General features: G+C 40.3%; 22 protein-coding genes and 3 pseudogenes. 12 read left to right on the top strand and 13 right to left on the bottom strand.

Translation table 11 applies throughout. From position 1 onward, the window contains the following. Positions 1-86 precede the first annotated feature (86 nt). On the bottom strand, positions 87-641 hold the full coding sequence (locus KZC02_RS25395) for a hypothetical protein (protein WP_221391229.1): 555 nt from the start codon (positions 639-641) through the stop codon (positions 87-89). Between the two features lie 358 nt (positions 642-999). Here KZC02_RS25395 and KZC02_RS25390 point away from each other — a divergent pair, with 358 nt between their 5' ends. Continuing rightward, entirely contained in the window at positions 1,000-3,552 is a 2,553-nt protein-coding gene (locus KZC02_RS25390) for a glycosyl hydrolase 2 galactose-binding domain-containing protein (protein ID WP_229253792.1), read from the top strand. Positions 3,553-3,594: 42 nt separating this feature from the next. On the opposite strand, the gene KZC02_RS25385 is transcribed toward KZC02_RS25390, so the two are convergent. The 8 genes and pseudogenes from KZC02_RS25385 to KZC02_RS25350 all read right to left on the bottom strand — a co-directional run bounded on the left by KZC02_RS25385 (position 3,595) and on the right by KZC02_RS25350 (position 9,065). After that, a complete protein-coding gene (locus KZC02_RS25385) occupies positions 3,595-3,981 on the bottom strand; it encodes a hypothetical protein (RefSeq protein WP_221391227.1) in 387 nt (128 codons plus the stop codon). 158 nt (positions 3,982-4,139) lie between these two features. Further along, entirely contained in the window at positions 4,140-4,679 is a 540-nt protein-coding gene (locus tag KZC02_RS25380) for a ferritin-like domain-containing protein (RefSeq protein ID WP_221391226.1), read from the bottom strand. A 224-nt stretch (positions 4,680-4,903) separates the two neighbouring features. Next, positions 4,904-5,688: pseudogene (locus tag KZC02_RS25375) on the bottom strand (SDR family NAD(P)-dependent oxidoreductase). Between the two features lie 167 nt (positions 5,689-5,855). Next, positions 5,856-6,443, bottom strand: a complete 588-nt coding sequence (locus KZC02_RS25370) for a hypothetical protein (protein WP_221391225.1) — start codon at positions 6,441-6,443, stop codon at positions 5,856-5,858. A gap of 27 nt (positions 6,444-6,470) precedes the next feature. Continuing rightward, a complete protein-coding gene (locus KZC02_RS25365; protein ID WP_221391224.1) occupies positions 6,471-7,037 on the bottom strand; it encodes a hypothetical protein in 567 nt (188 codons plus the stop codon). 148 nt (positions 7,038-7,185) lie between these two features. Further along, positions 7,186-7,728: a hypothetical protein gene (locus tag KZC02_RS25360; RefSeq protein WP_221391223.1), complete on the bottom strand. Its 543-nt coding sequence runs from the start codon at positions 7,726-7,728 to the stop codon at positions 7,186-7,188. Positions 7,729-7,861: 133 nt separating this feature from the next. Beyond that, positions 7,862-8,721: pseudogene (locus KZC02_RS25355) on the bottom strand (alpha/beta hydrolase). A 149-nt stretch (positions 8,722-8,870) separates the two neighbouring features. After that, entirely contained in the window at positions 8,871-9,065 is a 195-nt protein-coding gene (locus tag KZC02_RS25350) for a hypothetical protein (RefSeq protein ID WP_221391222.1), read from the bottom strand. 259 nt (positions 9,066-9,324) lie between these two features. Between KZC02_RS25350 and KZC02_RS25345 the strand changes: the two genes are divergently transcribed. Then, positions 9,325-9,699: a hypothetical protein gene (locus KZC02_RS25345; protein WP_221391221.1), complete on the top strand. Its 375-nt coding sequence runs from the start codon at positions 9,325-9,327 to the stop codon at positions 9,697-9,699. 87 nt (positions 9,700-9,786) lie between these two features. On the opposite strand, the gene KZC02_RS25340 is transcribed toward KZC02_RS25345, so the two are convergent. Beyond that, positions 9,787-11,211, bottom strand: a complete 1,425-nt coding sequence (locus tag KZC02_RS25340; protein ID WP_221391220.1) for an SDR family oxidoreductase — start codon at positions 11,209-11,211, stop codon at positions 9,787-9,789. Positions 11,212-11,246: 35 nt separating this feature from the next. After that, positions 11,247-12,623, bottom strand: coding sequence for a Gfo/Idh/MocA family protein (locus tag KZC02_RS25335; RefSeq protein WP_221391219.1), 1,377 nt, complete (start codon positions 12,621-12,623; stop codon positions 11,247-11,249). Between the two features lie 182 nt (positions 12,624-12,805). On the opposite strand from KZC02_RS25335, the gene KZC02_RS25330 reads away from it, so the two are divergent. The 3 genes and pseudogenes from KZC02_RS25330 to KZC02_RS25325 all read left to right on the top strand — a co-directional run bounded on the left by KZC02_RS25330 (position 12,806) and on the right by KZC02_RS25325 (position 15,717). Further along, a complete protein-coding gene (locus tag KZC02_RS25330) occupies positions 12,806-13,288 on the top strand; it encodes a DinB family protein (protein ID WP_221391218.1) in 483 nt (160 codons plus the stop codon). A gap of 9 nt (positions 13,289-13,297) precedes the next feature. Next, positions 13,298-13,635, top strand: a pseudogene (locus tag KZC02_RS32140) (PAS domain-containing protein); the annotation flags it as partial. 18 nt (positions 13,636-13,653) lie between these two features. Further along, the gene (locus KZC02_RS25325) at positions 13,654-15,717 is read left to right on the top strand and encodes a PAS domain-containing protein (protein WP_229253790.1); all 2,064 of its coding nucleotides are present in this window, start codon (positions 13,654-13,656) and stop codon (positions 15,715-15,717) included. 81 nt (positions 15,718-15,798) lie between these two features. Here the strand turns inward: KZC02_RS25325 and KZC02_RS25320 are convergent, their stop codons facing one another. After that, positions 15,799-16,101, bottom strand: coding sequence for a GNAT family N-acetyltransferase (locus tag KZC02_RS25320; protein ID WP_229253789.1), 303 nt, complete (start codon positions 16,099-16,101; stop codon positions 15,799-15,801). Between the two features lie 272 nt (positions 16,102-16,373). On the opposite strand from KZC02_RS25320, the gene KZC02_RS25315 reads away from it, so the two are divergent. Continuing rightward, the gene (locus tag KZC02_RS25315; protein WP_221391217.1) at positions 16,374-17,246 is read left to right on the top strand and encodes a PHB depolymerase family esterase; all 873 of its coding nucleotides are present in this window, start codon (positions 16,374-16,376) and stop codon (positions 17,244-17,246) included. Positions 17,247-17,621: 375 nt separating this feature from the next. Beyond that, a complete protein-coding gene (locus tag KZC02_RS25310) occupies positions 17,622-18,701 on the top strand; it encodes a fatty acid desaturase (RefSeq protein ID WP_221391216.1) in 1,080 nt (359 codons plus the stop codon). A 109-nt stretch (positions 18,702-18,810) separates the two neighbouring features. Here the strand turns inward: KZC02_RS25310 and KZC02_RS25305 are convergent, their stop codons facing one another. Further along, the gene (locus KZC02_RS25305) at positions 18,811-19,230 is read right to left on the bottom strand and encodes a response regulator (RefSeq protein ID WP_221391215.1); all 420 of its coding nucleotides are present in this window, start codon (positions 19,228-19,230) and stop codon (positions 18,811-18,813) included. 161 nt (positions 19,231-19,391) lie between these two features. On the opposite strand from KZC02_RS25305, the gene KZC02_RS25300 reads away from it, so the two are divergent. From KZC02_RS25300 to KZC02_RS25285, 5 genes are all read left to right on the top strand, one after another. Then, complete coding sequence (locus tag KZC02_RS25300; protein ID WP_221391214.1) at positions 19,392-19,736, top strand: winged helix-turn-helix domain-containing protein; 345 nt, start codon at positions 19,392-19,394, stop codon at positions 19,734-19,736. Positions 19,737-19,817: 81 nt separating this feature from the next. Continuing rightward, positions 19,818-21,791: a TonB-dependent siderophore receptor gene (locus tag KZC02_RS25295; protein WP_221391213.1), complete on the top strand. Its 1,974-nt coding sequence runs from the start codon at positions 19,818-19,820 to the stop codon at positions 21,789-21,791. Beyond that, a complete protein-coding gene (locus tag KZC02_RS32135; RefSeq protein WP_229253788.1) occupies positions 21,781-22,116 on the top strand; it encodes a hypothetical protein in 336 nt (111 codons plus the stop codon). The genes KZC02_RS25295 and KZC02_RS32135 overlap by 11 nt, the downstream gene beginning before the upstream one ends. After that, complete coding sequence (locus KZC02_RS25290; RefSeq protein ID WP_229253787.1) at positions 22,089-22,934, top strand: cytochrome-c peroxidase; 846 nt, start codon at positions 22,089-22,091, stop codon at positions 22,932-22,934. Before KZC02_RS32135 ends, KZC02_RS25290 begins: the two co-directional genes overlap by 28 nt. Position 22,935: 1 nt before the next feature. Continuing rightward, positions 22,936-23,433: a molybdopterin-dependent oxidoreductase gene (locus KZC02_RS25285; protein WP_229253786.1), complete on the top strand. Its 498-nt coding sequence runs from the start codon at positions 22,936-22,938 to the stop codon at positions 23,431-23,433. Positions 23,434-23,453: the final 20 nt, after the last annotated feature.

Genomic DNA, 23,453 nt, shown 5'->3' with positions numbered 1-23,453 from the left:
TTATAGCGTAAAAAACCTGACTACTTCCATCCTTAGGACTTGGTAATCAGGTTTTTAGTTATTACTTATAAATCAAACTCTGGAAATTACGGCGTTGTAGTCGTACTTCCCGGTGTCGATGATGATTTCGGAGTTCCTCCGGGTGTTGTCATTGGTTTGGTCGAACTTCCCGGATTTGTTCTTACATCACTTGGATTTGTAGTCGGTGAAGTAGTGCTTCCCGGTACTGTTGAAGGATTAGAGATTGTTCCTCCCGGTGTTGTTGATGGTGTTGTTGTACTGTTTGGAACTGTTGATGGCTGAGTCGTACTTCCCGGTGTGGTAGCACCAGGTGTTGTCGACGATGGATTAACAGAACTTCCCGGTACCGATGATGGCTGAGTTGTTATAGCGCCCGGCGTTGTTGACGACGGATATGTTGTGCTGCTTCCAGGTACTGTTGATGGTTGTGTGGTGCCCGGTGTGGTCGACGGTTGTGTTGTACTACCCGGGATGGATGTTGGCTGCGTTGACCCCGGAATTGACGATGGCTGTGTGGTAGTTGCTCCACTGCCAGTACCTGGTGATGTTGTCGTTTGTGCAAATGCAACCGTTGAACCTATAAGTGTCAATGCGATGATACTCAATTTTATACGTTTCATGATTTCTATATTTGTTGTAAATTATTTTAAAGTAATATGACTTTAATTATAAATAATCATACCAGAAAAATTTAATGGGATACTATAACGGGTCTGAATTTCTGTGGTTGTATCTATTTCAGTATAGTTTGAGAACATCTTAATTGGATGTGATTTTAAAATAATTTAATAATATCAGGAATCTTCTTCAATATTTTACCAAACCAACGTTTATACCTAGTTTCCCGTTTTTTGTAGTAATATATTTGTTGCGTTAATACTTCCAAATTCTAAAATTTCGATGAACCGGATATTCACTTGTTTACTCCTTTTACTGAACCTGATATGTTTTAATGTTTTTTCCCAAAGCAAATATGAATTGAACTCAGGTTGGAAATGCAGTCCGGTTTTAAAAATAAAAGCGGATGGTTCAGCCATTTCTAATCCGGCATATTCATTAGCAGACTGGATTCCGGCAGTAGTTCCGGGCACTGTCCTCACTACAATGCTGGAAAACAAACAAATACCCGATCCCTTTTACGGGATGAATAATGAGAAGATACCAGACATATTTAATACCGGACGCGATTATTATACTTATTGGTTTGTAAAGGATTTTACAGAAAATGTAAAGCCCGGCGAACAGGCATGGCTGCATTTCCGCGGAGTAAATTACAGTTTTGATGTATATCTGAATGGAAAAAAATTAAACAGTAAAAGGCATAGCGGTATGTTCCTGCGCCAGTCTTTTAATATCACTGCTGCGCTGCAAAAAAATGGCCGGAACCGTCTGGCAGTAATAGTTTTTCCGCCTGATGCGGTCGGAAATCCTAATGGCGGACAGGGCGGCGATGGTGCCATTGCAAAAAATGTGGCTCATCAGTACGTAGCCGGCTGGGATTGGATCCAGCCTGTGCGCGACCGTAATACTGGAATTTGGGATAAAGTCCTGATTGAAAAAACGGGGAAAATAAACATTAAAAATCCACACATTGTTACCTTGGTTCCCGGTCAGCGAAAACCTGACGGACCACAGAAACCAGCAACAATACAAGTTTCAGCAGAACTTGAAAATCCTACTGACTTACCCTTAAAAGGAATTTTACAATATGTGCTGGATGGCCGCAAAATTTCGAAAGCAGTAACCATTCCCGCCCATAAAACTACGGAAATCAGTTTGCCCGATCTTCAGCTTGAAAATCCAAAATTGTGGTGGCCGCACGGTTACGGTTCACAACAGCTTTATCCGTTAAAAATGCAGTTTATTGCAAACGGCGTAGTCTCTGATGAAGAAAATATAAACGTCGGGATCCGCGAAATCCAGGCCGACTGGAATACTGTTACCAAAAGCAAGCAAATTTCCGTTAATGGCCAGCGGGTTTTTATCAAAGGCGGGAACTGGATCATTTCCGATGCGATGCTGCGTTTCTCCGACGTCCGTTATGATGCAGAAATACGTTTCCACCGCGATATGAACCTCAATTTGTTGCGCATCTGGGGTGGCGCTTTAACTGAGCGCCCTGAATTTTATGACGCCTGCGACAAATATGGCATTCTGGTAATGCAGGATTTCTGGGGCTCGGGCGATTGCAACGGCCGCTGGCTTGATCCTATGAAACTGGATGATCAATGGACACGGCGCAACTATCCGGATGACCATAACCTGTTTCTGGAATCGGCAGCAGACCAGATCAAAATGATCCGTAATTATCCTTCTCTGGCAATCTGGTGCGGAGGAAATGAAATTACCTTACCGCAGGATATTATGCTCCCCCTTCGTGATTCCATCCTTACCAAACTTGATGGCACACGCTGGTTCGTGGATTATTCCAATTCCGACGATATGTCTTTTAATTCAATCGGAGGCAATGGGGACGGCCCATATGGTATTCAGCCGTTGAAACGCTTTTTCAACTACAAAACCTGGCCTTTTAACTCAGAAATTGGTTCGGTTGGTGTTGGCGATCTGGAATCCCTGGAGAGATTTATTCCCAAAGAAAACCTTATTGCCCCGGTTTATTCTGTAAAAAGTGGTAAAGAAAAGGTGGATTCAGTCTGGAATTACCACAAATACATTGGCTATCTGGATCATGTGGATGCTTACGGAAAACCCAAAGATTTACAGGATTTCGGCAAAAAAGCACAGCTTGTTAATTATGATCAGTACCGCTCCATGATGGAAGGTTTCAGCGCGCACATGTGGGATTGGTATACCGGTGTAATTATCTGGAAAACGCAAAATCCATGGACGGCTTTGCGCGGGCAAATGTATGATTATTACCTTGACCCGAATGCCTGTCTGTATGGCCTGCACAACGGCAGCGCGCCCTTGCATATTATGTACAACCATGCCGACAGTACCGTGATGGTGACAAACAATACTTTCAAACATCAGTATGATATGATGATGGTTGTCAATGCGATTGATATGAATGGGAAAGCGACAAATCTTGGACAGGCATTTGTAGAGATGGGGCCATCCACTACGCGTACCATATTTCCTATCAATAATGAGATCAGGAAATTAGCTCAAAAAGAAGGCACTTTTCTTTCACTGCGACTGCTGAACCTGAATAAAGAAATCATCAGCGACAACCTCTATTGGCTGGCAGATTCTGAGGGAAATTACAGCGGATTAAATCAAATGTCAAAAGCGGAAATTGACGTTCAGGCGAGCGTTTTGGGGAAAGGAAAAATTGAAGTTACACTCATGAATCCAGCTAAAAATCCGGTCGCCTTTTTCAACAGATTGTCGCTTGTGGATCCCCAAACGAAAAAGCGGATCCTGCCTGTTTTCTATGATGATAATTATGTATCTGTTTTACCGGGTGAAAAGAAAACTGTGATTTTGGATTACACCGCATCCGGCGAATTGCCAATGGTATCACTTGATGGCTGGAACGTAAAAGAGCAGTTTATTCAGGTAAAATAACGCAGAGAGTAATTTGAACATAATTTCAGGGCTTGTCGCAGATTATGGCAATACTTCGCTGAGTTCCTTTGAAAGCAGGCTGATCGTATTTTGTTTTTTCAGGACTTTTTTCAAGCCTAGTTTATCCAGATCTTTTACATTAATAAACGGGACGAACCCGGATAATATAAAAATGTGCGCATTTTTTAATTCGTCAACATCCTGTAAGCATTGTATACATTCCTTTGCTTCGAGATATGGTAAATTCCAATCCATAAAAATATATTCAGGAGTGGGTATGCTTTTATTCCTGAGCTGATCTGTTGCCTGAATGCAGTTCAATGTACAAGAGCAGATAGCTTCCGGAAATGCCTGTTTCAGTGCCATATAGAATATTTGATGATCATCCGGATCATCATCAATTAACAGACAAATAATTGGTTTATTCATAAAACCAGAGTTGAGTAAGTTAGATGTTCAAAGTCGTTAACCATTATTGACAATTACATAATGGTAAAAGTTTTAGGAGTACGACAAAATGGTTTTATGCGCAAAAGTGCCAATAATCGTCAGATTATCAGCACTTTTGAAACTATACGGTCAGTAATTTATTCTGCGTTTGCTTCTTCGTTCACGTAGGTTTCAGCCAGGCCGGTCAAAATATGATCCGTTTCTCCTTCCTGATCCAATGTTTGCTGCAAAAGATCTGCAACATCGCCATGTCCAAGTGTTCTTGCGATGTTTCTTAACGTTCCGTACGTTGCAATTTCATAATGCTCCACTTTTTGAGCAGCCATAATCAAACCGCAATCACGAACCATTGTTCCTTTTTCTGTATCCTCTATAATTTCAGTAGCTTCTTCCAAAAGGCCTTCCATGGCAGCGCATTTTTTGGCTTGTGCTTTTTCACCAATCATCCCGAATATCTCTTCCAGCCTTGTCGCATGCTCTTCGGTTTGGGTTGTATGTAGTTCAAAAGCAGATTTTAATTCATCAGATGTAGCATTTTTTGCCATTTTTGGCAATGCTTTTGCAAGGTGTTTTTCCGCCCAGTAAATGTCTTTCAGACCATCTACAAACAGTTCTTTCAGTTTCTCGCTATCAGTTTCAGTAATTTGCTTAGTTGCTTTGGTTTTGGCAGTTTTCATAGTAGTTGATTTAAAAAGATATTGGTTTATACCAAACTTAAATTCGTTCGGCTGACTAATCCCATTAAATCCCGTACCAAAACAAATAGGCCTCCCGCAGCATTCTTTGTATCATCTTATGAAGAAATTAATCTACACCTGCGAGTGTCAAAGTTACATTGCATCAAAATTTGTGGTTTTCCTTCCGGTTTATTTACAATTTCATAACCAGGATATTACATAATTTATCTTGCTGTCCATCCTCCGTCGACAGTCAGTATTGAACCTACCATATAACTGGCAGCTTCACTGGCCAGAAAAATTGCCGCACCCTGAATTTCTTTCAGTTGTGCCCAGCGGCCCAATGCAGTTGCACCCAAAATAATACTTTTAGCCTCTTCACTATCAGCAATCGGAATATTCATATCCGTCAGAAACGGACCGGGACAAATTGCATTCACCATTATATTGAACGGTGCCAGTTCCAGCGCTAATGCCCTTGTCATTTGTACAACGGCTCCCTTGCTGGCTGTATAAGGCGTACGGTTTGCCAATCCGACCAAACCCAATGTGCTGGCTATATTGATAATCCGACCGTTCATTTTTCTTTCATAAATGGTACAACTGCACGCGAACTAAGCCAGGTACCATTTACATTGACTTCCATTACTTTCCTGAAATCTTCCGGTGCAATTTCATCAATCGGGCCACGGATGTTAATTCCGGCACTATTGACCAGAATATCAATTTTACCAAAAAGTGCAACAGCTGCTGCTGCCATAGCCTCTGTTTCTTTCACTTCTGTGATATCGGCCGTAAATGAAATGACGCGGCATCCGTATTCCCTGCTCAATTCCCCGGCGGCATTTTTCCCCTCTTCTTCATTTCGGTTTACCAGCATCAGGTCAGCACCCGCCGACGCAAGCCCGGCAGCCATGGCAAATCCCAGGCCTTTTGAACCGCCTGTTATAATGGCCGATTTTCCTGTAATGTCAAATTGCTTAATGCCGGGAAGAGTTTGTTTGTTCATGATTTAAAATGAAGCTTTTTCGTAAATATATAATTCGGTTCAATTTACATATTGAATGAATGCCGGCAATACCAAGATCGTGAGGTGTTTAAATGTGCAATAAAAAAATCCCTGAAAAAATGAAAATCATTCCTCAGGGATTTTTAAATATCCATTAAGACCGAATTTTAGTGAATTGCACCCAGTTTGTTTTTTCCACCAAAACGAAAAGCATAACCAATACTGATAGAATAATCCGCAAAAGCAGCATCTCCCTGTACGTGTACCTTTTTAGCTTCGTCCGTAATTACAGAATTCTGTAAATTCTGGCTGGCAATATCTGCCGCGCTCTGAATACGGTTTTTGATAAAATTATAAGGAACAAAAATACTGAACGTATGCTGTCCGGTGCGATAAGTTACACCCGGTTCAACGGCAACCACATAGCCAGGACGGCGATAGGCACGATTTCCTCCAAAAACATCGTAGGCAGGAATTCCTTCCAGTCTTGCTGCGAGTGACAAAGTTAGTTTCTGTGCTTTTCCGATAGCAGCCATTACACCAGCTCTGGCAAAATACTGATCAGGACACGCATAAATATTGTATCCCTCCAAACCAGCCGCTGGTGCTGATTTGAACGAACCATTCGATTCTTTGGGATTAAATAAATAATATGCATTAGCAAAACCATACACATTTTTCGCAATTTGTCTGAATCCCTGAATTTCAAGTGAAACCCCTAGTCCACCGTCACCCGGTTGTATAGCCTGATCCATGACAACACTAAGCTTGGAACCATCAGCCTATAGTGCATCGTCCATTACATCGTGTTTTCCTATAGCCAGTTTCACGCCTGCGCCAATCATAATGTTACCTCTATGCTCTCTGTCAGGATCAATAATCCAGTAATTAATTCCCAGACGGACGTCACCCAAACCCTTTGCAAAAACACTGTATCGTGTAGTGTCAATGACAGTCGACCGTAAAACCTGGGATCTTTCATTATGGACAAAAGGAATACTTGCATTCAATTGAATACGGTTGGAAAGTCCGTAAGACACGTTGAAATCGAGCGCGTGGGAATATATATTTACGGCATTTCCCCTGTCTTTTCCGTCAGGGCCATGGCCCCCTCCGGTAGTCTGCCGTTCTGGTTGTTCTTCTTTTCCAACAAAATGACGCCAGGAGTGAAAATAACGATAACTTGTTCCTACCTGAAACTGGCCTTTCTGAAGATTATAAGAAGACGATCCAAGCATAGGATTGATGCCACCCATCTGGCGCACAGCTACACAGCCCTGCGCTGAAACAATTTCAGAACTGATAAGGAATGCTATCAGCAGCATTCCGGAAAAATATATGTTTTTCATAAGAGTAAAGTAGAAAAGATCAATATGATACAACCCCTCATCCCGGTAAGGATTGGGTCTGAAAGCTATTAAAATGATACAATGTCTGAAGCCGGTCAATCAGTACTGACATCCGTCTAAAAAAAGAATTGACAAAGTAAAATGGAAATCAGGCTTCTGGCGGAAGAGAAAATTCAGAAGGAAACGGAGAAATAAAATGCGAATGAAGATGGCGGTAAGATGTAAAAACATTCAGTAATTCATCGGCTATCCCAAATAAATTTTGATAGTGATGTACCCAATATATTTTGGCAAGGTCAACCAGGGAATGTATCGCCTTACGCAGCGGAACAGACTGGCCCGGATCATCCTGTTCTGCGCGAGTGATCTGATCTGCCAGTTCCAGAAACCGATCTCTTGCCGAAATATTGGTTTTTAAAGTGAGATATACAGTATCATTCTCAATTTTCTGATGGGTAATATTATAAAACTTGCCCTCAGTTTTGAGCAGTCCTGATACGTCATCGGTATTTTCCCAGGTTGTATTATAAGGTACGTTTACAACCGGGTATTTGATTAGTTTATATTCGTCATCAGACTGTACTTCGGTAGCAATCTGAAAATCTTTTTCAAAAAAGAAAATACCAACAGCCAGCCCAAACATATTGTAGAGCAACAACACAAGAAGGCTGGCTGATATAATTCTTTTCAAATGATTCAATTTTTAACAAAAATAATACAATTAATAAGATTGTAACTAAAATTAACTAAAACAGTAACTTAAAGTAACAAATTTATACCGGTTGATCATTTTTGACTGATATTCAATTACGTATATTTATTTTTCAATATTGGTGAAAAGCCTGGGAAACAAACTCTAAAACTGTCGGAAGTGATTCGCGCCAGTATGTCCAGTTGTGCGCGCCTTCGCGGATACGAAATTCATGTGGAATTTCTTTTTTACGTAAAGCAATGTGAACCAGACTGTTTCCTTCATAAAGAAAATCATCATCGCCGCAGTCTATATACCAGCGAACCGCTTTTTTCTGATCATCCGGTATGTTGTTTATCAATTCCAGCGCACTGTGCCTGTTGAAATAGGTTGTAACAGCAGCATCCTGAATATCCGGATTGTTTTTAATAAGATTTTTTTGGCCTCTTCCACTGTTAACGGCCCAGTTGAGGCACTAAGCGGACAGGCTGAAGAAAACAATTCGGGATGGTGCAGCGCATACATGAAACTTCCACCCCCACCCATCGACAAACCGGCCACCGCCCGGAAACGTTTTTCTCCTTTAATACGGTATTTCTTTTCAACAAAAGGCATTAGTTCTGTAAAGAAGAAGTCTTCATATGGCCAGTCTCCTTTTACATCGTTGAAATATCCTCTCCTACCCGTATCAGCATCCGGCATCACAATGATCATGGGTGTTGCTTTTCCCTCTTTGATGGCTTTGTCTGTGATGTTCAGGACTTCTCCAAATTGCACCCAGCCGGTATGATTATCTCCCCCGCCATGTAGAAGGTACAAAACCGGGTAACTTCTGTCTGATGTTTCGTAATCTGCTGGAAGGTATATGGCAAATTTCCTGTCGGACTTTAAAAGCTTACTTGGCACAGTCAGGTTATCAAGCACTTTTCCCGATTGTGCATAGGAACAGGTAACCAAAAACAGTAGTAAAAAAGCAAAATTTACAGCCTTCATATTTGACGGGTTGTGGCGGTTAAAAATAAATTTTGCTTATACAAGATTGTTTTATGTGGATTATACCCAAAATGTATAAAGCATAAATTATGTACATGGCAAACCAGGAATTCCTATGCCAATTTTGTTTCTCCACGAAAAACCTGAATTCATAAAATACCGCCATCCAATTGTTCCAGGATTTCCTTTTCTGTTCCAAAAACAAAGTGTTTGCCTCCATTTTTCAGGATGACGAGACTAAACCTGAAATCCGCATCAGGAATGATTTCTTCTACTTCGTCTTTACAAATCCTGATTTCAGAAGTTTCGTCTTCTTTCAATTTAAATAATGCCTCGTTTGCCATGAATGATTTCCGGATAAATGCAGGTTGATAACCAGTATGAGTTTAAGTTAATAACAGCAATGTTTAAGTTAATAATAGCAATGTTAAAATAATGCCAGAAGAATAATCATGTTGAGTAAATGGTGAAACCACTGATTCGACATTTTTTTTCACAAAATCTAAATACAATTTCAAAATTTGTGACTTACCTGCTTTTATCTATATTTACGAAAGATGTATTCAGACGCTTATTTTTACCAACTAAAAATTTTATCGGAGTATGAAAGGGAAATTTTATTTTGTAGCAGTTATCGTAGTATCCATGTTTTTCGTGGCAGCTCACCGGGCAATAAACGCTGATGAATTAGTAGGTAAATGGAGTTATACCATTTCGAATGTCCCGCCTGAGTATGAAAGTGGTGTTATGACTTTCGAGCAGAAAGAAGAAAAAATAACTGGTTATGTTGGTGAAACAGGCAGCTCAAGAGAAATGAAGGAGCTGAAAGTTGATGCGGGAAAAGTGTCGTTTAAAATGGAATTTGAGGGCGGATTGATAGATTATAAGTTGACTTTGGAAGGAGAAAAACTAAATGGAACTGTACTTACCAATTATGGAGAGTTTCCGATAACAGCCGTGCGCAGCACCAAAGATTGACCTTAACGATCATATTGTTTTTGTGACGACAATTAGAAAGGGGCATTTGAAAACCAAAATTTTCAAATGCCCTTTTGCAATTCTAAATTATTCTATTTTCCCTGTAATATTCCTGATCATCCCATTGAAAATAAATCCATGAAAAGGAAGGACTGAATACCAGTAAAGCCTGCCTAAAATTCCCAGCGGGCGAAACGTAGCTGTTTGTCTTAAAATATTATCTTCATCAATTTTGAATTCCAGCCAGGCTTCGCCGGGAAGCTTCATTTCAGCATACAGTAACAGCCGTTTTTCCTCTTTACTCGCCAGCAGCACACGCCAAAAATCCAACGGGTCTCCCGCAAATATCTGGTTCGGATGTTTCCGTCCCCTTCTCAACCCTACACCACCGTTAAGTTTGTCCATAAATCCTCTTAGCTGCCACATCCAGTTTCCGTAATACCAGCCTGTTTTTCCGCCAATTGCCCAGATCCGGTTTAATACTTTTTCAGTATCATTTACCTTCATTTCACGCTTATCTACATAACAGCCGTTAACCGGTACCTCAATATAATTACGGATGCCTTTATACAAGGCGTTACTCGACTGGGCATCTTTCCAGCTTGATAATACTTCATTTTGCTCTATTTTGTCAAAAGCCAGGGAAATTGCTTTTTCGTAACCAATCAGTTTGATATTTAGCCTTTCCGCCAGATCATTTTCCTTGCAGATCACCTCGACCTTCATACTATTTACAAGATTTTTTGCGAGCGAATAGGAAGTCGAAGTCACAAAATATAGCCAGTAGGAAGACAGTCTGGGCGTCATAACCGGAACAACCAGAATGCTTCTTTTTAGTCCACGCACACTTGCAAATCTCAGTAACATCTGCTTATAACTCAGCACATCAGGGCCGCCGATATCAAAACTTTTACCGTAAGCATATGGCAATAATAATACGCCGTACAAAAACTCAACAACATTACGGATAGCAACAGGCTGGCAAATTGTATGCAACCATTTTGGCGCAATCATAACTGGTAATTTTTCGACAAGATCCCTGATTATCTCAAAGGAAGCACTGCCTGAACCAACAATAATTCCAGCCCTTAATGTCGTAAGCGCATAGTTGCCAGAACCTAAAATCTCCTCAACATTTTTACGGGAAAGTAAGTGTTTGGATAGTTTATCTTCATTGATAATACCGCTCAGATATATTACCTGTCTGGCATTAGTCTGTTCAATTCTTTCTTTAAAATTTATCGCTGATGTTTCTTCAAGTTTTTCAAAATCCTGGCCACTTGCCGACATGGAATGAACCAGATAATAAGCAACATCTATATCTTCAGGAATATTTCCGACGGTTTCTTTCTTCAGAAAGTCAACTTCAATTACGTGCACCGAAGGAAACTGCTGATTGTTAAACCTGGCCTGGTCTCGGACGCAACAATATACATCATGCCCGTTTTCCAATAAAACCGGGAGCAGACGCTGGGCAATATAACCGGTGGCACCGGTGAGAAGAATTTTCATAATCTGAGCATTACAAATCCGGTGCCAATGGTTTTCTATTTCTTCACCTTCATTTCAACCGGGTCCCATTTTATAATTTTCTTTTCAAAATAACTGGCGTTACAGGCTAAGGCAGGAGCTGCTGCACGGAATCCGAAAACGGGATCTTCAATAGTGCCTAAACTTCCCTTTTTAACATTTTCAAAAAAGTCCCGGAAGTGGCTGGCATGTTCGTCATCCTCGTTTGGTGCCACAAATTTTATCTCTTTTACCGGATCAGCCCGACGGGTCGCTTCTGCATATTGCGCTTCGTATTGTTTTTTGAATTCAACCTGTTCACTTTTTGAAAATGTATCGTAGCTGTCATAACCACCATATTCGGGGGCTTTTGGCAATTTTTTCTTAGTCAGTACAAGATCGTTTTGTGAAAATTCTATCTGTCCTTCTGTTCCTATAATCCTGGTGTTATTATTTATTGCACCTGCATTTGCAAAGTTTACACGCAGGACCATCTGGAAATTGGCATGCACATCCGTTTTGGGATAATCCAGGATTGAGACCAGAACATCAGGAACATCCCGTCCATCATTCCAGTAACTTAATTCGCCGGAAGAAAAGATACGTTCCGGCCCGATTGCATTTGTCACAAAATGAGCGCCGGTTATTAAATGTACAAAAAGGTCACCCGCTACACCTGTACCGTAATCGCGGTAATTTCTCCAGCGAAAAAAGCGCCTGGAGTCAAAAGGAACCTTAGGTGCATCACCCAGAAAAGTATCCCAGTCGAGTGTAGAAACGGATGCGTCTGTCGGGATTGAGTAATTCCAGGCTCCCAGTGAGCTGAATCGGTCGTTATTGGATTCTATGTAATTAATTTCACCGATCTCTCCAGCCTGCAGGTATTTTTTAGCTTCTTTAAAAGAAGCAGAACTGATACGCTGACTACCGATCTGCATCGTTTTTCCGGATTTTTTCCAGGCCTCAATTACGGAAAGCCCTTCATCAATATGGTGAACCATGGGTTTTTCGCAATACACATGTTTTCCTGCTTTCAGTGAAGCCTTCGTAATATGGTCATGCCAATGATCCGGGGTTACAACAAGTACTGCATCAATATCCTTACGTTCCAGAATTTCACGATAATCCCTTGTCGTAAAAATATCCTTTCCATACTTTTCCCTGACATGTGTCAAACGGCCATCATACAGATCAGCGGCTGCAACAAATTCAAAATCAGGTGAACTTCTGATCGCCGTTTCCGTATCCTGATTTCCCTGAATACCCATACCAAAGGTGGCAAATCTAATCTTATCATTCGGACTTATTTTCTTTAAGTCACGTATGATATTGAATGGCTTGGCAATGCTGTCTGTTACCAGCAATGCTGATCCTGCAGTAACATTTTTGAGGAAATTTCTACGGTTGGGATTCATAGTTTTTTAGGGATCATTCAGGAAAGATTAGTAAAAACCCTAAAATAAAAAATAAATCCATGTCCAGCTAATTCAAAATGAAGGATTTCCGTATCTGCATTTCGTTTGATATTTAACCAGTTTTTAACATCATATTAATTGTTTTATTTTACATTAGAATCCTGAATTTTAACACAAAAAAAATGGAGCAAAACAGCAGAACTTCTATTGTTACAGAATTAAAAAGGCTGATTACGAAGAGCCATGCTCATGTATCGCTCGAAGAAGCACTGGCTGACCTTCCTCCAAAAGCAAGAACGGAAATACCCGGCGGGTTGCCTTATAGTATCTGGCAACTTGTTGATCACATGAGATTTACACAAAAGGATATTGTTGAATTTTCTTTGTCAGCTGATTATAAAGCCAAAAGCTGGCCGGATGATTACTGGACATCTAACAAAGAAGAAGTAACGGATGAAGAATGGGAAGCATCTTTAAAGGAACTCAACACTGACAGAGCTGCTTTTTTTGAGCTTCTGAACAATGGCGAACTAAATCTTTTTAGTCCTTTCGAATGGGGAGAGGGTCAAAACCTGTTTAAGGAAGCGGTACTGATAGCAGATCATAATGCGTATCATACTGCTGAAATTGTAGTAATCAGGCGTTTGTTGAAATGCTGGAAATAACTCAAAAGAATGTATAAAGCAGGAATATTTGCAATGACTGGTAAGCTCAATAACCCCGAAAATATAGTATTGACAAGTGAAAGATTTGAGTTGGTTGTAAAAGCAACCCATGATGTAATCTGGGACTGGAATCTTGAGGAAAATACAGTTTGGTGGAATGAAGGGATAAATCTGGTTTTCGGTTACAGGGAGGACGAACTGGAAGGAGGCCCTGATTCCTGGTATTCAAGAATTCATCCGGAAGATCAGGAAAGGGTGATAAAAAAATTCATGAAGCTATTGACAGGGGCGGATCCAACTGGTCGGATTTCTACCGTTTTCAGTGTGCCGATGGCTCTTACCTGCATGTTCATGACCGCGGTTATATGATACGACGGAATGATATGCCCTTTCGTATGGTCGGTTCCATGCAGGATGTTACCGCTCAGGTACAGGCGCAGCAAGCGCGTAAGGAAAGTGATGACAAGCTGAGTTTTGCCTTGAAATCTGCACAGCTGGGTACCTGGAGCCTTGATCCGGAGACCAATATAATAGAATGGGATGCCCGTACCAGAGAGCTTTACGGTTATCTCAAAGATGAAAGTATACCCATTCAGGATTTGTTCAGATACATTCATCCGGAAGATCAGAATAAAGTCAGAAGAGCTGTAAAAGAAGCAATTACATGTGTAACGGATGGTAGTTACAACGTTCAGTTCAGGACCATTGCGCAGAGTGACCAGAAAGTAAGATGGCTGCATTGCAGAGGACAGGCCTATTTCAGAAACGACGGGCAAGCTTACAGGTTCGCTGGCATTGCCCAGGATATTACGGATCAGAGGGCTGATCAGGAAAAAGCATATTTTGCCGACCAGCAGGCTGCAATGACTTTGGAAGGTACAGGAGCGGGTTCGTTTCTTGTCGACGTAAGTACCGATGAGATAATTTATTCGCCGGCTATGGCGAAGATCATCACAGGCGAAATTACGGATAAAATAAACCGGAGTGTGTTTATAGATCACCTTCATCCGGATGATTCTCCTATCAGGAACCAGGCATATCAGCTGGCAGCCGAAACGGGGGAATTAAATTACGAAGCACGATTTGTCTGGAACGACGGCACCGTACACTGGGTCAAAGTAATCGGCAGGTATCTCTATGATAATTCGGGTAAAGGCGTGTCTTTATCCGGTATCTTATTCGATATCAGCGACCGGATTGAAAGCGAGCAAAAAATAAGGAGCAGTGAAGAGTACCTGCGCAGCATGATTGAACAGGCGCCTGTTGCAACAGCTCTGTTTTTAGGAAAAGATATGGTGATTGAAATCCCTAATGAAACCATGCTGAAATACTGGGGAAAGGGAAATGAAGTATTAGGGAAACCATTGCGGGAAGCTATACCGGAATTGGTCGGGCAACCCTTTCTGGAAATACTGGATGAGGTATATCGTTCCGGTCAAACGTATCATGCGGAGGGCGAACCCGCAGAACTGATCATTGACAACGTTCTGCAGACATTCTATTTTGATTATACTTACAAACCCTTACGTAACCACGATGGTGAGGTTTATGCGATTATGGACATGGCCGTGGATGTGACATCGCAGGTGATTGCTGGTAAGGAGCTTAAAGAAAGTGAGGAACGATACCGGCAACTGGCAGATGAACTTGAACTGAGGATTCAGCAGCGGACTCATGAACTACGGCTGGCCAACCAGGAACTGATCAATTCAAATAACAACCTTCAGCAATTTGCATACGCGGCCAGCCACGACATGCAGGAGCCTTTGCGTAAGATCCAGTCTTTCAGCTCGCGGTTGCAGGAGATGTACACGAAGGAACTGGATAAAAATGGGATTTTCATGCTGAACCGCATGCAGGATGCAGCCAAACGCATGTCCATGATGATAGACGATTTACTGGCTTACTCCCGCCTGACCACTAAGGAAGGGGAATTTGTAGCCGTTGATTTAAACACTATTATCACAGAAGTAATTTCAGACCTGGAAATTGGTATTCAGGAACAAGGGGCACAAATTGAGGTGGATCAGTTGCCTTCTATTTTTGGCAACCAGCGGCAGCTTTTACAATTGTTTCAAAATCTGATCAGTAATGCGATTAAATACCGATTGTCTGAACAGATTCCTGAAATCAGTATTACTTATCAAAAAACTTCCGAAGAAGAAGTAGCAAATTTCCCGAATTTCCTGAAAGATCATCCCTATGTACTAATCAAAATTCAGGATAATGGAATTGGTTTTGATGAAAAATACCTGGACCGCATATTCCAGATGTTTCAAAGGCTGCATGGAAAGAGTGAATACAGCGGCTCAGGAATTGGATTGGCATTGTGCAAGAAAGTAGCGCAAAACCATCATGGTTACATCACCGCCAAAAGTGCTCCGGGAGAAGGATCCGTGTTTATGGTATACCTGCCACAGCCACTTTAATTTCACGTATAAGCCTTTAAAACTTTTACCGCATTTAGGCTGCTTAAATTTTATTACTGTAAACTTTGAACTCCTGAACTTTTAACTCTTAAACTCCCTTCTTCCACACATCTGCGTATTCATCGGGATGCCGTTTGAACTGCGTGTGCACGTATTCGCACAACGGAAGTACCTGGATCTTTTTTCCCTGGCATATTCCACCATTTTATCCAGTAATTGTTTTGCATATCCTTTACCTTCCATTTCCGGATTTACTTCGGTATGGTATACGGTGAGGGATGTTTCGGAAATCCCTACAACCATTTCCCCTACTTTTACTTTATTTTCTTCTATATAAAAGGCTCCGCGCCCTCTTGAATCAAGTTGTAGCTGAATTTCACTCATATTTTCTCTTTTTATGGCCCATTATTTAAATAACAAATAGTTACTAAAAGCAAAAACCGTTTCCATCCCTTAATATACTTGTTATGAACATAACAGACAGGTTTGATCCGCATTTTTTAAAACGAAATTCATTCTTGTTTGTCATATATTAGTAAATTAAGGTGAATGATGCATTTTAATAATTCCAGATTAATTCATCCGATTTGACTAATATCCTTTTGTGAAAATCTGGCTTAAAAGTTCCCAAATTTCAATTAAAAACAACCAAATTAATGCTAAAAGTCCTCTTTTTTCTTCTTTTGATAACAAGCTTTTTATCCGCAAAAGCACAGGTTATAAGTGATTCATTATTAATTGATGGCCGTTACAGGATATTTTATTTTAATAAACCAAAGACTGCTGCTAAAAACGCCAGTCTAATTTTTGCCATACATGGCTCGGGTGGAAATGCAAAGGATTTTATGAAAAATGCTGCAAAACTGGAAACTCGTTCAGATACTGAGAATTTTATCCTGGTTTTTCCGCAGGGATATAAAAATTATTGGAATGAATGCCGGAAAGCCTCAACAGTAGCTGCTAATCTGGAAAATATTGATGAAGACGCATTTTTTACCGGGATGATAAATTATTTTAAAACGAATTATAAGATTAACGGCCAGCATGTATTTGCATCCGGCTTTTCCGGTGGCGGACAAATGGCTTACCGGATGGCTATTACAATGCCAGAAAAATTCAAAGGGATTTCCGCAATGGTCGCCAACATGCCTACCATAGATAATCTGGATTGCACTGAATCGAAATCTGCCATTGCCACTATGATTATCAATGGCACTGCTGATCCGGTCAATCCTTACGCAGGAGGAGAAGTGAAAGCTGGCGGACTAACCCTGGGCAATGTTCGATCAACCGACGAATCGTTCAGATATTGGGCTGCTTTAAGTGGATATAATGGAGAACCTGTCAGGGGAATTCTACCAGATGCAAACCCAAATAATGATATAACAGTGGAAAGTTACACTTTTAAAAACAAGAAAAAACCGGAAGTGACGCTACTGAAAGTGATCAACGGGAAACACGAATTTCCAACTGACATTGACCTGTTTACTGAAACCTGGAAATTCTTCAAAAGGCAGATCAATGATTAATTGCTAACATGCCTTATCATGTTTTATAATAAAACGTTTATTAATATGAGTGAGTTTTGAATACAATATCCTTACCCTTAGCAGGTTAAGTAATCAAATATAAAAATAAATCAGAAATACATGGCTAATATCCAATAAATTAATGTTGCCAGTCTCAATAGAATAGCTACTTTTGAATTCAAAGTGAAAATACTGTACGTTTAATCTTTCTGACAATAAAGATTATTTATATACGTTTTGTAAATGCAACATTATTAATGTTTTACGGGCATATAAATGTATTGTCAAATCGAATATTTACTATAGTTCGTATATTCAATAACAGTCAATCCGAAGTGGAGGACTGTCAATTATTATATTATTAAATACTCATTAATGGCTTTTTTGGACCACGTATTACAACCACCGGCCTACGGATGGGAAGACAAACAAGGGAATTTGGTTAAACCGGAAATGAATCAGATTTTCAAAGAGTTTTTTGCTCGTTTAAATGTCTTTAAAGATCGTAAAAACTGGTTGCCATTTTTTAGCTGGCTTAAAGTTTTATGCCTGCTTCCATTTTTCCTGTTGTTTATTTTCAAGTTTTTCAGTGTTTGGATGCTGGCCGCAGCTTTTTTATACAGCATGATCATCATGGGAACACATGGTACTATATGGCATCACAGATATTGTACGCACGGTGCCTATAAATTCCGAAATGCATTCTGGCGTTTTTTCACACAAAACCTTACAATAAACGTTATCCCCGAAGAAATTTATGTAGTTTCTCATCATGTCCATCATGCCAAATCTGATCAGCCCGGAGATCCTTACAATGCTCAGGCGGGTTTTCTATATTGTTTTTTAGCCGATGTGAATCATCAGCCAATTGCCAAAGATCTGAACGGGCAGGATTACCACAGAGTAACATTGCTCATGAAACATACTGGTGTACAAGGCAATACCTATAAACAATATCAAAAATGGGGTTCTTATGTGAATCCGGGCCGTGCTGTAATGGCCTGGGCGCTGAGCTGGTCATTCTGGTACCTGGCATTTTATCTTTTGGGCGGTCATGCGCTTGCTTGCACGTTGTTTGGAGCTGCGGGTTTTTGGGCCGTAGGTGTACGTACTTTCAACTATGAGGGGCATGGAAAAGGAGAACATGTACAGCGTGAAGGAATAGATTTTAACCAGAAAGATATGTCCGTGAATCAGTTATGGCCTGGCATTGTAGCCGGCGAGTGGCATAATAATCATCATTTATTTCCTAAAAGCGCGCGTAGCGGATTTAAACCACATCAGATAGACCTGGCCTGGTATTATATTAAATTCATGAACAAACTGGGCGCAATCAGTTCATACAAAGATTCAAAGAAGGATTTTTACGAACAATACCATCTGCCTTACCTGCAAACCAAAGCCTCTGTTAATAATGAGGTGAAAACAGATAAACAGCTTGTTATCAAATTATAACGGGCTCAAATTCAAAGCTTTCCGGTGCATTTCCTTCAAAATAAAAAGTGCTTTTGAAATCGATTTCAAAAGCACTTTTTGATATGCATACAGAGTAAAAGCAACAACGTTATTTATTAGGATGCAGGCATGATTGCCAATAACGGATGATCACTTCTACATTATTTTTATACTGGCTGTAATTACTCTCTTTTTTATAAAATCCCTGAATCGTTCCTTTGTAAGCTTCCTTCACAATCCCGATATCTCCGGAAGTGCTTAAAAAGATAAACGGAATTGCTTTTTGTTTCAGGTACGGATTATCTTCTATTTCTTTTCTCAATTCCAGCCCGTTCATTACGGGCATGTTAACATCACAAAGAATCAGAAGTGGTTTCTCCTGTGTTGTTTTTAAATAATTAAGGGCTTCCAGACCATTTTGATGTAAGCGCAGTGTATTGGGAATCTGTAATTCTTCTAAAATTTTATTGATCAGATATTGATCATCTTCATCATCTTCCACTAAAATTATCGGCCCTTTTAGCGACATATATCTATTAAATCAACGTTGAGTTCAGACGCAAATATTGCAGCAAAATATAAATTTACAAAAGTTGGTCGTATTCAATAAAATGTATACTTACAAATGTATCGTTTAAAGAATAGATTTGCACATATATATCAAGCTCAGTATAAATTTCACAAATAGATATGGAAAAAAATATTGAAATACGTTTACGTCATTGGGTATTCATCAACGACATGAAGTTTTTCGGGCCGGGCCGGCTTGAACTTCTGGAACATATCCGGGAAACAGGTTCTATTGTGAAAGCAGCAAAGGCGATGGATATGTCTTACAAGAAAGCCTGGGCAATGGTGGATGCCATGAATACCTACGGGCAGCAACCTTATGTAATCACACATAAGGGAGGACAGCAGGGAGGTGGTGCTGAACTGACTGAAACTGCCAAAAATGTTATTGAAACCTACAAAAAGCTAACTGACAAACTGCTTGCTGTGGTGGAAGCCGAAAAGGAGCTTATGACTTTAATATGATATTATTTTTTACAAAATGATCTTTTGAACAAAAGTCTATCTTTATATTTGCGATATAGCTAAGCATACATATCGAAAATAATGAAAAGACTTCTATTGATATTAAGCATTACCGTTCATTCAATGTCATTCATTTTTGCCCAGTCGGAACTACCTCAGGAAAGGGTATTCCAGCTTGGAGAAGTAAAAATCTCGGGCACCGGAAATACTGACAGCAGCCAGACACTTACATACCGGCAGATTGAAAAATTTAACCGGACTGACATTTCCAGTGCGCTGAACATTCTTCCCGGTGTAAGCATTGCTAATGTCGGCCCCAGAAATGAGTCCGTTGTATATATTCGTGGTTTTGATCTGAGGCAGGTTCCGGTATTTATTGATGGTGTGCCGGTGTATGTACCTTATGACGGCTATGTAGATATGGGGCGGTTTACGACTTTTGATCTTGCAGAAATCAACGTTTCAAAAGGGTTTTCATCAATACTTTATGGCGCAAATACGATGGGTGGTGCCATTAACCTGATTTCACGCAAGCCCGTCAGTAAATTTGAAGTTAATGGCAGAGCCGGAATTTACAGTGGTGACGGTTATCGGTGGAATGTAAATGCCGGGTCGAGAATGGGCAAATTTTACTATCAGATAGGTGCTTCCCAATTGAAGCAAAAATCATATCCATTGTCTGCCGATTATGTTGCAAGAAAATTTCAAATACCGGAAAACCGCGAAAATTCTTACCGGGATGATCTGAAATTTAGTGTTAAAGCAGGTTTTACACCGAACGCTACGGACGAATATGTGATTGGTTATGTGAATCAAAAAGGGGAAAAGGGAAATCCTCCTTACGTTGGTGATGATCCTAAAATAACAACCCGGTTTTGGAAATGGCCTAAATGGAATAAACAAAGCCTGTACTTCATTTCCAATACTGCAATTGGGAAAAGCAATAAAGTGAAAACCAGATTGTACTACGACACATTTGTAAATCAGCTTTTCAGCTATGACGACACTACGTATACAAAACAAACGAGAGGCTACGCTTTCCAAAGTTTTTATAATGATTATACCATTGGCGGAAATGCCGAATTTGAATCAAGGGCTTTGGCCAATAATATTTTCAAAATAAATGTTCAGTATAAACGGGATGTACACAGGGAAAATGACCTGAACGAACCGGTTCAATCCTATATTGACAATACCCTTTCAATCGGAATCGAAAATACGTATCAGTTATTACCGTCACTGGCAATTGTTCCCGGTATCAGTTTCAACGCGCGAGAAAGTGAGCAGGCACAGGAATATAACGGAACCACCAAAGAACTTACCGATTTTGCCAATAGTAAAAATAATGCTGTGAATGCTCAGATCGGCCTGTTTTGGGATATAAATTCCAATCATTCACTACGTGGATCAGTTGCGAGAAAAACGCGCTTTGCCACAATTAAAGACAGGTATTCCTACCGGATGGGATTAGCAATTCCTAATCCGGACCTTGCAGCCGAAGTTACTGTGAATTATGATGTAAGTTACACCAGAAAAATTGCAGACAAACTCAGTTTACAAGCCAGTGTTTACAGGAGTGATATCAATGATATCATTCAACAGGTGGACAATGTACAGCCCGGAAAATTTCAATTGCAAAATGCGGGCAAAGCATTATTCTACGGGGCAGAATTTGGGGCAGATTATCAGCTTATCAGTAATTTCAAATTTGGTGGTAACTATACTTACATCAAAAGAAAAAACGAAACCAATCCGGAAATTCTGTTTACGAATGTTCCCAAAAATAAAGTTTTCGGATATGCTGATTTATCTTTTCTAAAACGTGCCAATATTTTAGTGAGTATAGAGAATAACAGCAGCAGGTTCAGCACCAGTTATGGCACGAAAGCAAAAGCCTATACCCTTATAAATGCCAAAGCATCCGTTAAATTATATAAATTTATTTCAGCGGAAGCCGGATTAAATAATATTTTCGACATCAATTATTCTCTGGTTGAAGGCTTTCCGGAAGCTGGGCGCAATTTCTTTGTTAATCTTGTTTTCAATGATTTTTAAAGAAATGAAAAAAGAGAAAAAGAAACGGAACATACAATTTCAGGCATATCTGTCAAGATGGTGTCAGGTATGCCTTGCCGTTTCATTTTTCTTATTTTGCGGACTAAAACCTTCTTTACAAAGCCAGGAAACAGAGCCATATGTACTTAAATATCCTGCCAATTTTGGCGGCCGCTTCGTTATTCCAACGGATAATCCTACGACTAAGGAAGGTGTTTATCTGGGCAGTCTGTTATTTTATGAAAAAAATTATCTGCCAATAATACACTTTCCTGTGCAAGCTGCCATCAGCAAAACATGGCATTTACGGATGGAAAAGCATTGAGCGAAGGCGTAGATAAGTCACTGACAGCCAGAAGTTCTATGTCGCTCGCTAATTTGCTTTGGGTAAGAAATTTCTTTTGGGACGGGCGTTCGCCGGGCCTGGAAGAACAAGCTGTTTTTCCTTTGACAAACGAACACGAAATGGGGCAATCACTGGAAGCATCCGTTTCTAAACTTCGTACCAGTACGTTATATCCGCCTTTGTTTAAAAGTGCATTTGGCAGTGATATTATTTCAGAAAATCAGATCAGGAAAGCTTTGGCGCAGTTTGAAAGGACACTTATTTCGGCAGATTCCAATTATGACAAATATCTGGCCGGAAACTACAAGCCATCTGAACAGGAACAACACGGCATGGATCTTTTCCAAAATGCTCCAAATGCTGAAAAGCTGATACGCGGAGCTAATTGTGAACATTGCCATGGCGGCCCAAAAACGTTCAAAGAACTGTTTCATAATAATGGACTGGATAGCGTAGTCACCGACGCAGGCAGAGAAAAATTTACCAGCCAGCCAACAGACCGTGGAAGATTCCGCGTTCCAACTTTAAGAAATATTGCATTAACTGCTCCATACATGCATGACGGTCGTTTTACTACTTTGGAAGATGTACTGGATCATTACAATGAGCATATCCGGCAAAGCCCGACCTTAAGCAGCTTTTTACAAAATATATCAAACAAGAAAGGCAGCAAAAATCTGGAACTCACTAAAAGTGAGAAAACAGATATTATCTCATTTCTGCACATGCTTACCGATTCAGCTTTTATCACCAATCCTGAATTTTCAGATCCGCATCAAACCTTAAAAACACAATAACATGTTCAAAATCAAACCATTTGTACTCGCTGTATTACTGTTGTTGCCAATTTTAAGCCAGGCTCAAAATGCTGATTCATTTACAGTTACCGGTGAAGTAACCACGCCATTGACATTAAAGAAGGAAGATCTTGCCGGATACAAACAATTGAGCCACAAGGTGAAGGACCGGGATAATAAGGAGCACGAATTTAAGGGTGTAGCGTTATCTGAAATAATGGAAAAAGCAGGTGTGACCACGGGCAGCAAACTTCGTGGCGAAAATCTGGCAAAATACGTTATAATCAGTGCCGCTGACGGTTATGAGGTCGTTTATTCTTTACCGGAAATTGATCCGGAATTTACCGACCAGGTTATTTTACTGGCAATAGAAAAAGATGGGCAGCCATTACCTAATGGCGAAGGCCCATTCCGTATGATCGTTCCCAACGATAAAAAGCAGGCAAGATGGATCCGGGAAGTCCGCTCGATTAAAATACTTTTTGCAAAGTCTAATTAAGTTTTTTAGACAGGATTACA

The organism is Dyadobacter sp. NIV53, from assembly GCF_019711195.1.
GTDB lineage: Bacteria > Bacteroidota > Bacteroidia > Cytophagales > Spirosomataceae > Dyadobacter.
Note: the sequence above shows the minus strand (reverse complement) of the source record. Positions and strands in the feature narration are given on the sequence as shown.

Bases quoted from the DNA above. Each gene is read 5' to 3' on its own strand.
- KZC02_RS25330 (WP_221391218.1), top strand. From the start codon at position 12,806: ATGGAGCAAAACAGCAGAACTTCTATTGTTACAGAATTAAAAAGGCTG.
- KZC02_RS25350 (WP_221391222.1), bottom strand. From the start codon at position 9,065: ATGGCAAACGAGGCATTATTTAAATTGAAAGAAGACGAAACTTCTGAA.
- KZC02_RS25380 (WP_221391226.1), bottom strand. From the start codon at position 4,679: ATGAAAACTGCCAAAACCAAAGCAACTAAGCAAATTACTGAAACTGAT.
- KZC02_RS25290 (WP_229253787.1), top strand. From the start codon at position 22,089: ATGGCATTTACGGATGGAAAAGCATTGAGCGAAGGCGTAGATAAGTCA.
- KZC02_RS25335 (WP_221391219.1), bottom strand. From the start codon at position 12,623: ATGAATCCCAACCGTAGAAATTTCCTCAAAAATGTTACTGCAGGATCA.
- KZC02_RS25285 (WP_229253786.1), top strand. From the start codon at position 22,936: ATGTTCAAAATCAAACCATTTGTACTCGCTGTATTACTGTTGTTGCCA.
- KZC02_RS25320 (WP_229253789.1), bottom strand. From the start codon at position 16,101: ATGAGTGAAATTCAGCTACAACTTGATTCAAGAGGGCGCGGAGCCTTT.
- KZC02_RS25300 (WP_221391214.1), top strand. From the start codon at position 19,392: ATGGAAAAAAATATTGAAATACGTTTACGTCATTGGGTATTCATCAAC.
- KZC02_RS25385 (WP_221391227.1), bottom strand. From the start codon at position 3,981: ATGAATAAACCAATTATTTGTCTGTTAATTGATGATGATCCGGATGAT.
- KZC02_RS25365 (WP_221391224.1), bottom strand. From the start codon at position 7,037: ATGAAAAACATATATTTTTCCGGAATGCTGCTGATAGCATTCCTTATC.
- KZC02_RS25345 (WP_221391221.1), top strand. From the start codon at position 9,325: ATGAAAGGGAAATTTTATTTTGTAGCAGTTATCGTAGTATCCATGTTT.
- KZC02_RS25295 (WP_221391213.1), top strand. From the start codon at position 19,818: ATGAAAAGACTTCTATTGATATTAAGCATTACCGTTCATTCAATGTCA.
- KZC02_RS25325 (WP_229253790.1), top strand. From the start codon at position 13,654: ATGATACGACGGAATGATATGCCCTTTCGTATGGTCGGTTCCATGCAG.
- KZC02_RS25310 (WP_221391216.1), top strand. From the start codon at position 17,622: ATGGCTTTTTTGGACCACGTATTACAACCACCGGCCTACGGATGGGAA.
- KZC02_RS25315 (WP_221391217.1), top strand. From the start codon at position 16,374: ATGCTAAAAGTCCTCTTTTTTCTTCTTTTGATAACAAGCTTTTTATCC.
- KZC02_RS32135 (WP_229253788.1), top strand. From the start codon at position 21,781: ATGATTTTTAAAGAAATGAAAAAAGAGAAAAAGAAACGGAACATACAA.
- KZC02_RS25340 (WP_221391220.1), bottom strand. From the start codon at position 11,211: ATGAAAATTCTTCTCACCGGTGCCACCGGTTATATTGCCCAGCGTCTG.
- KZC02_RS25370 (WP_221391225.1), bottom strand. From the start codon at position 6,443: ATGGATCAGGCTATACAACCGGGTGACGGTGGACTAGGGGTTTCACTT.
- KZC02_RS25395 (WP_221391229.1), bottom strand. From the start codon at position 641: ATGAAACGTATAAAATTGAGTATCATCGCATTGACACTTATAGGTTCA.
- KZC02_RS25305 (WP_221391215.1), bottom strand. From the start codon at position 19,230: ATGTCGCTAAAAGGGCCGATAATTTTAGTGGAAGATGATGAAGATGAT.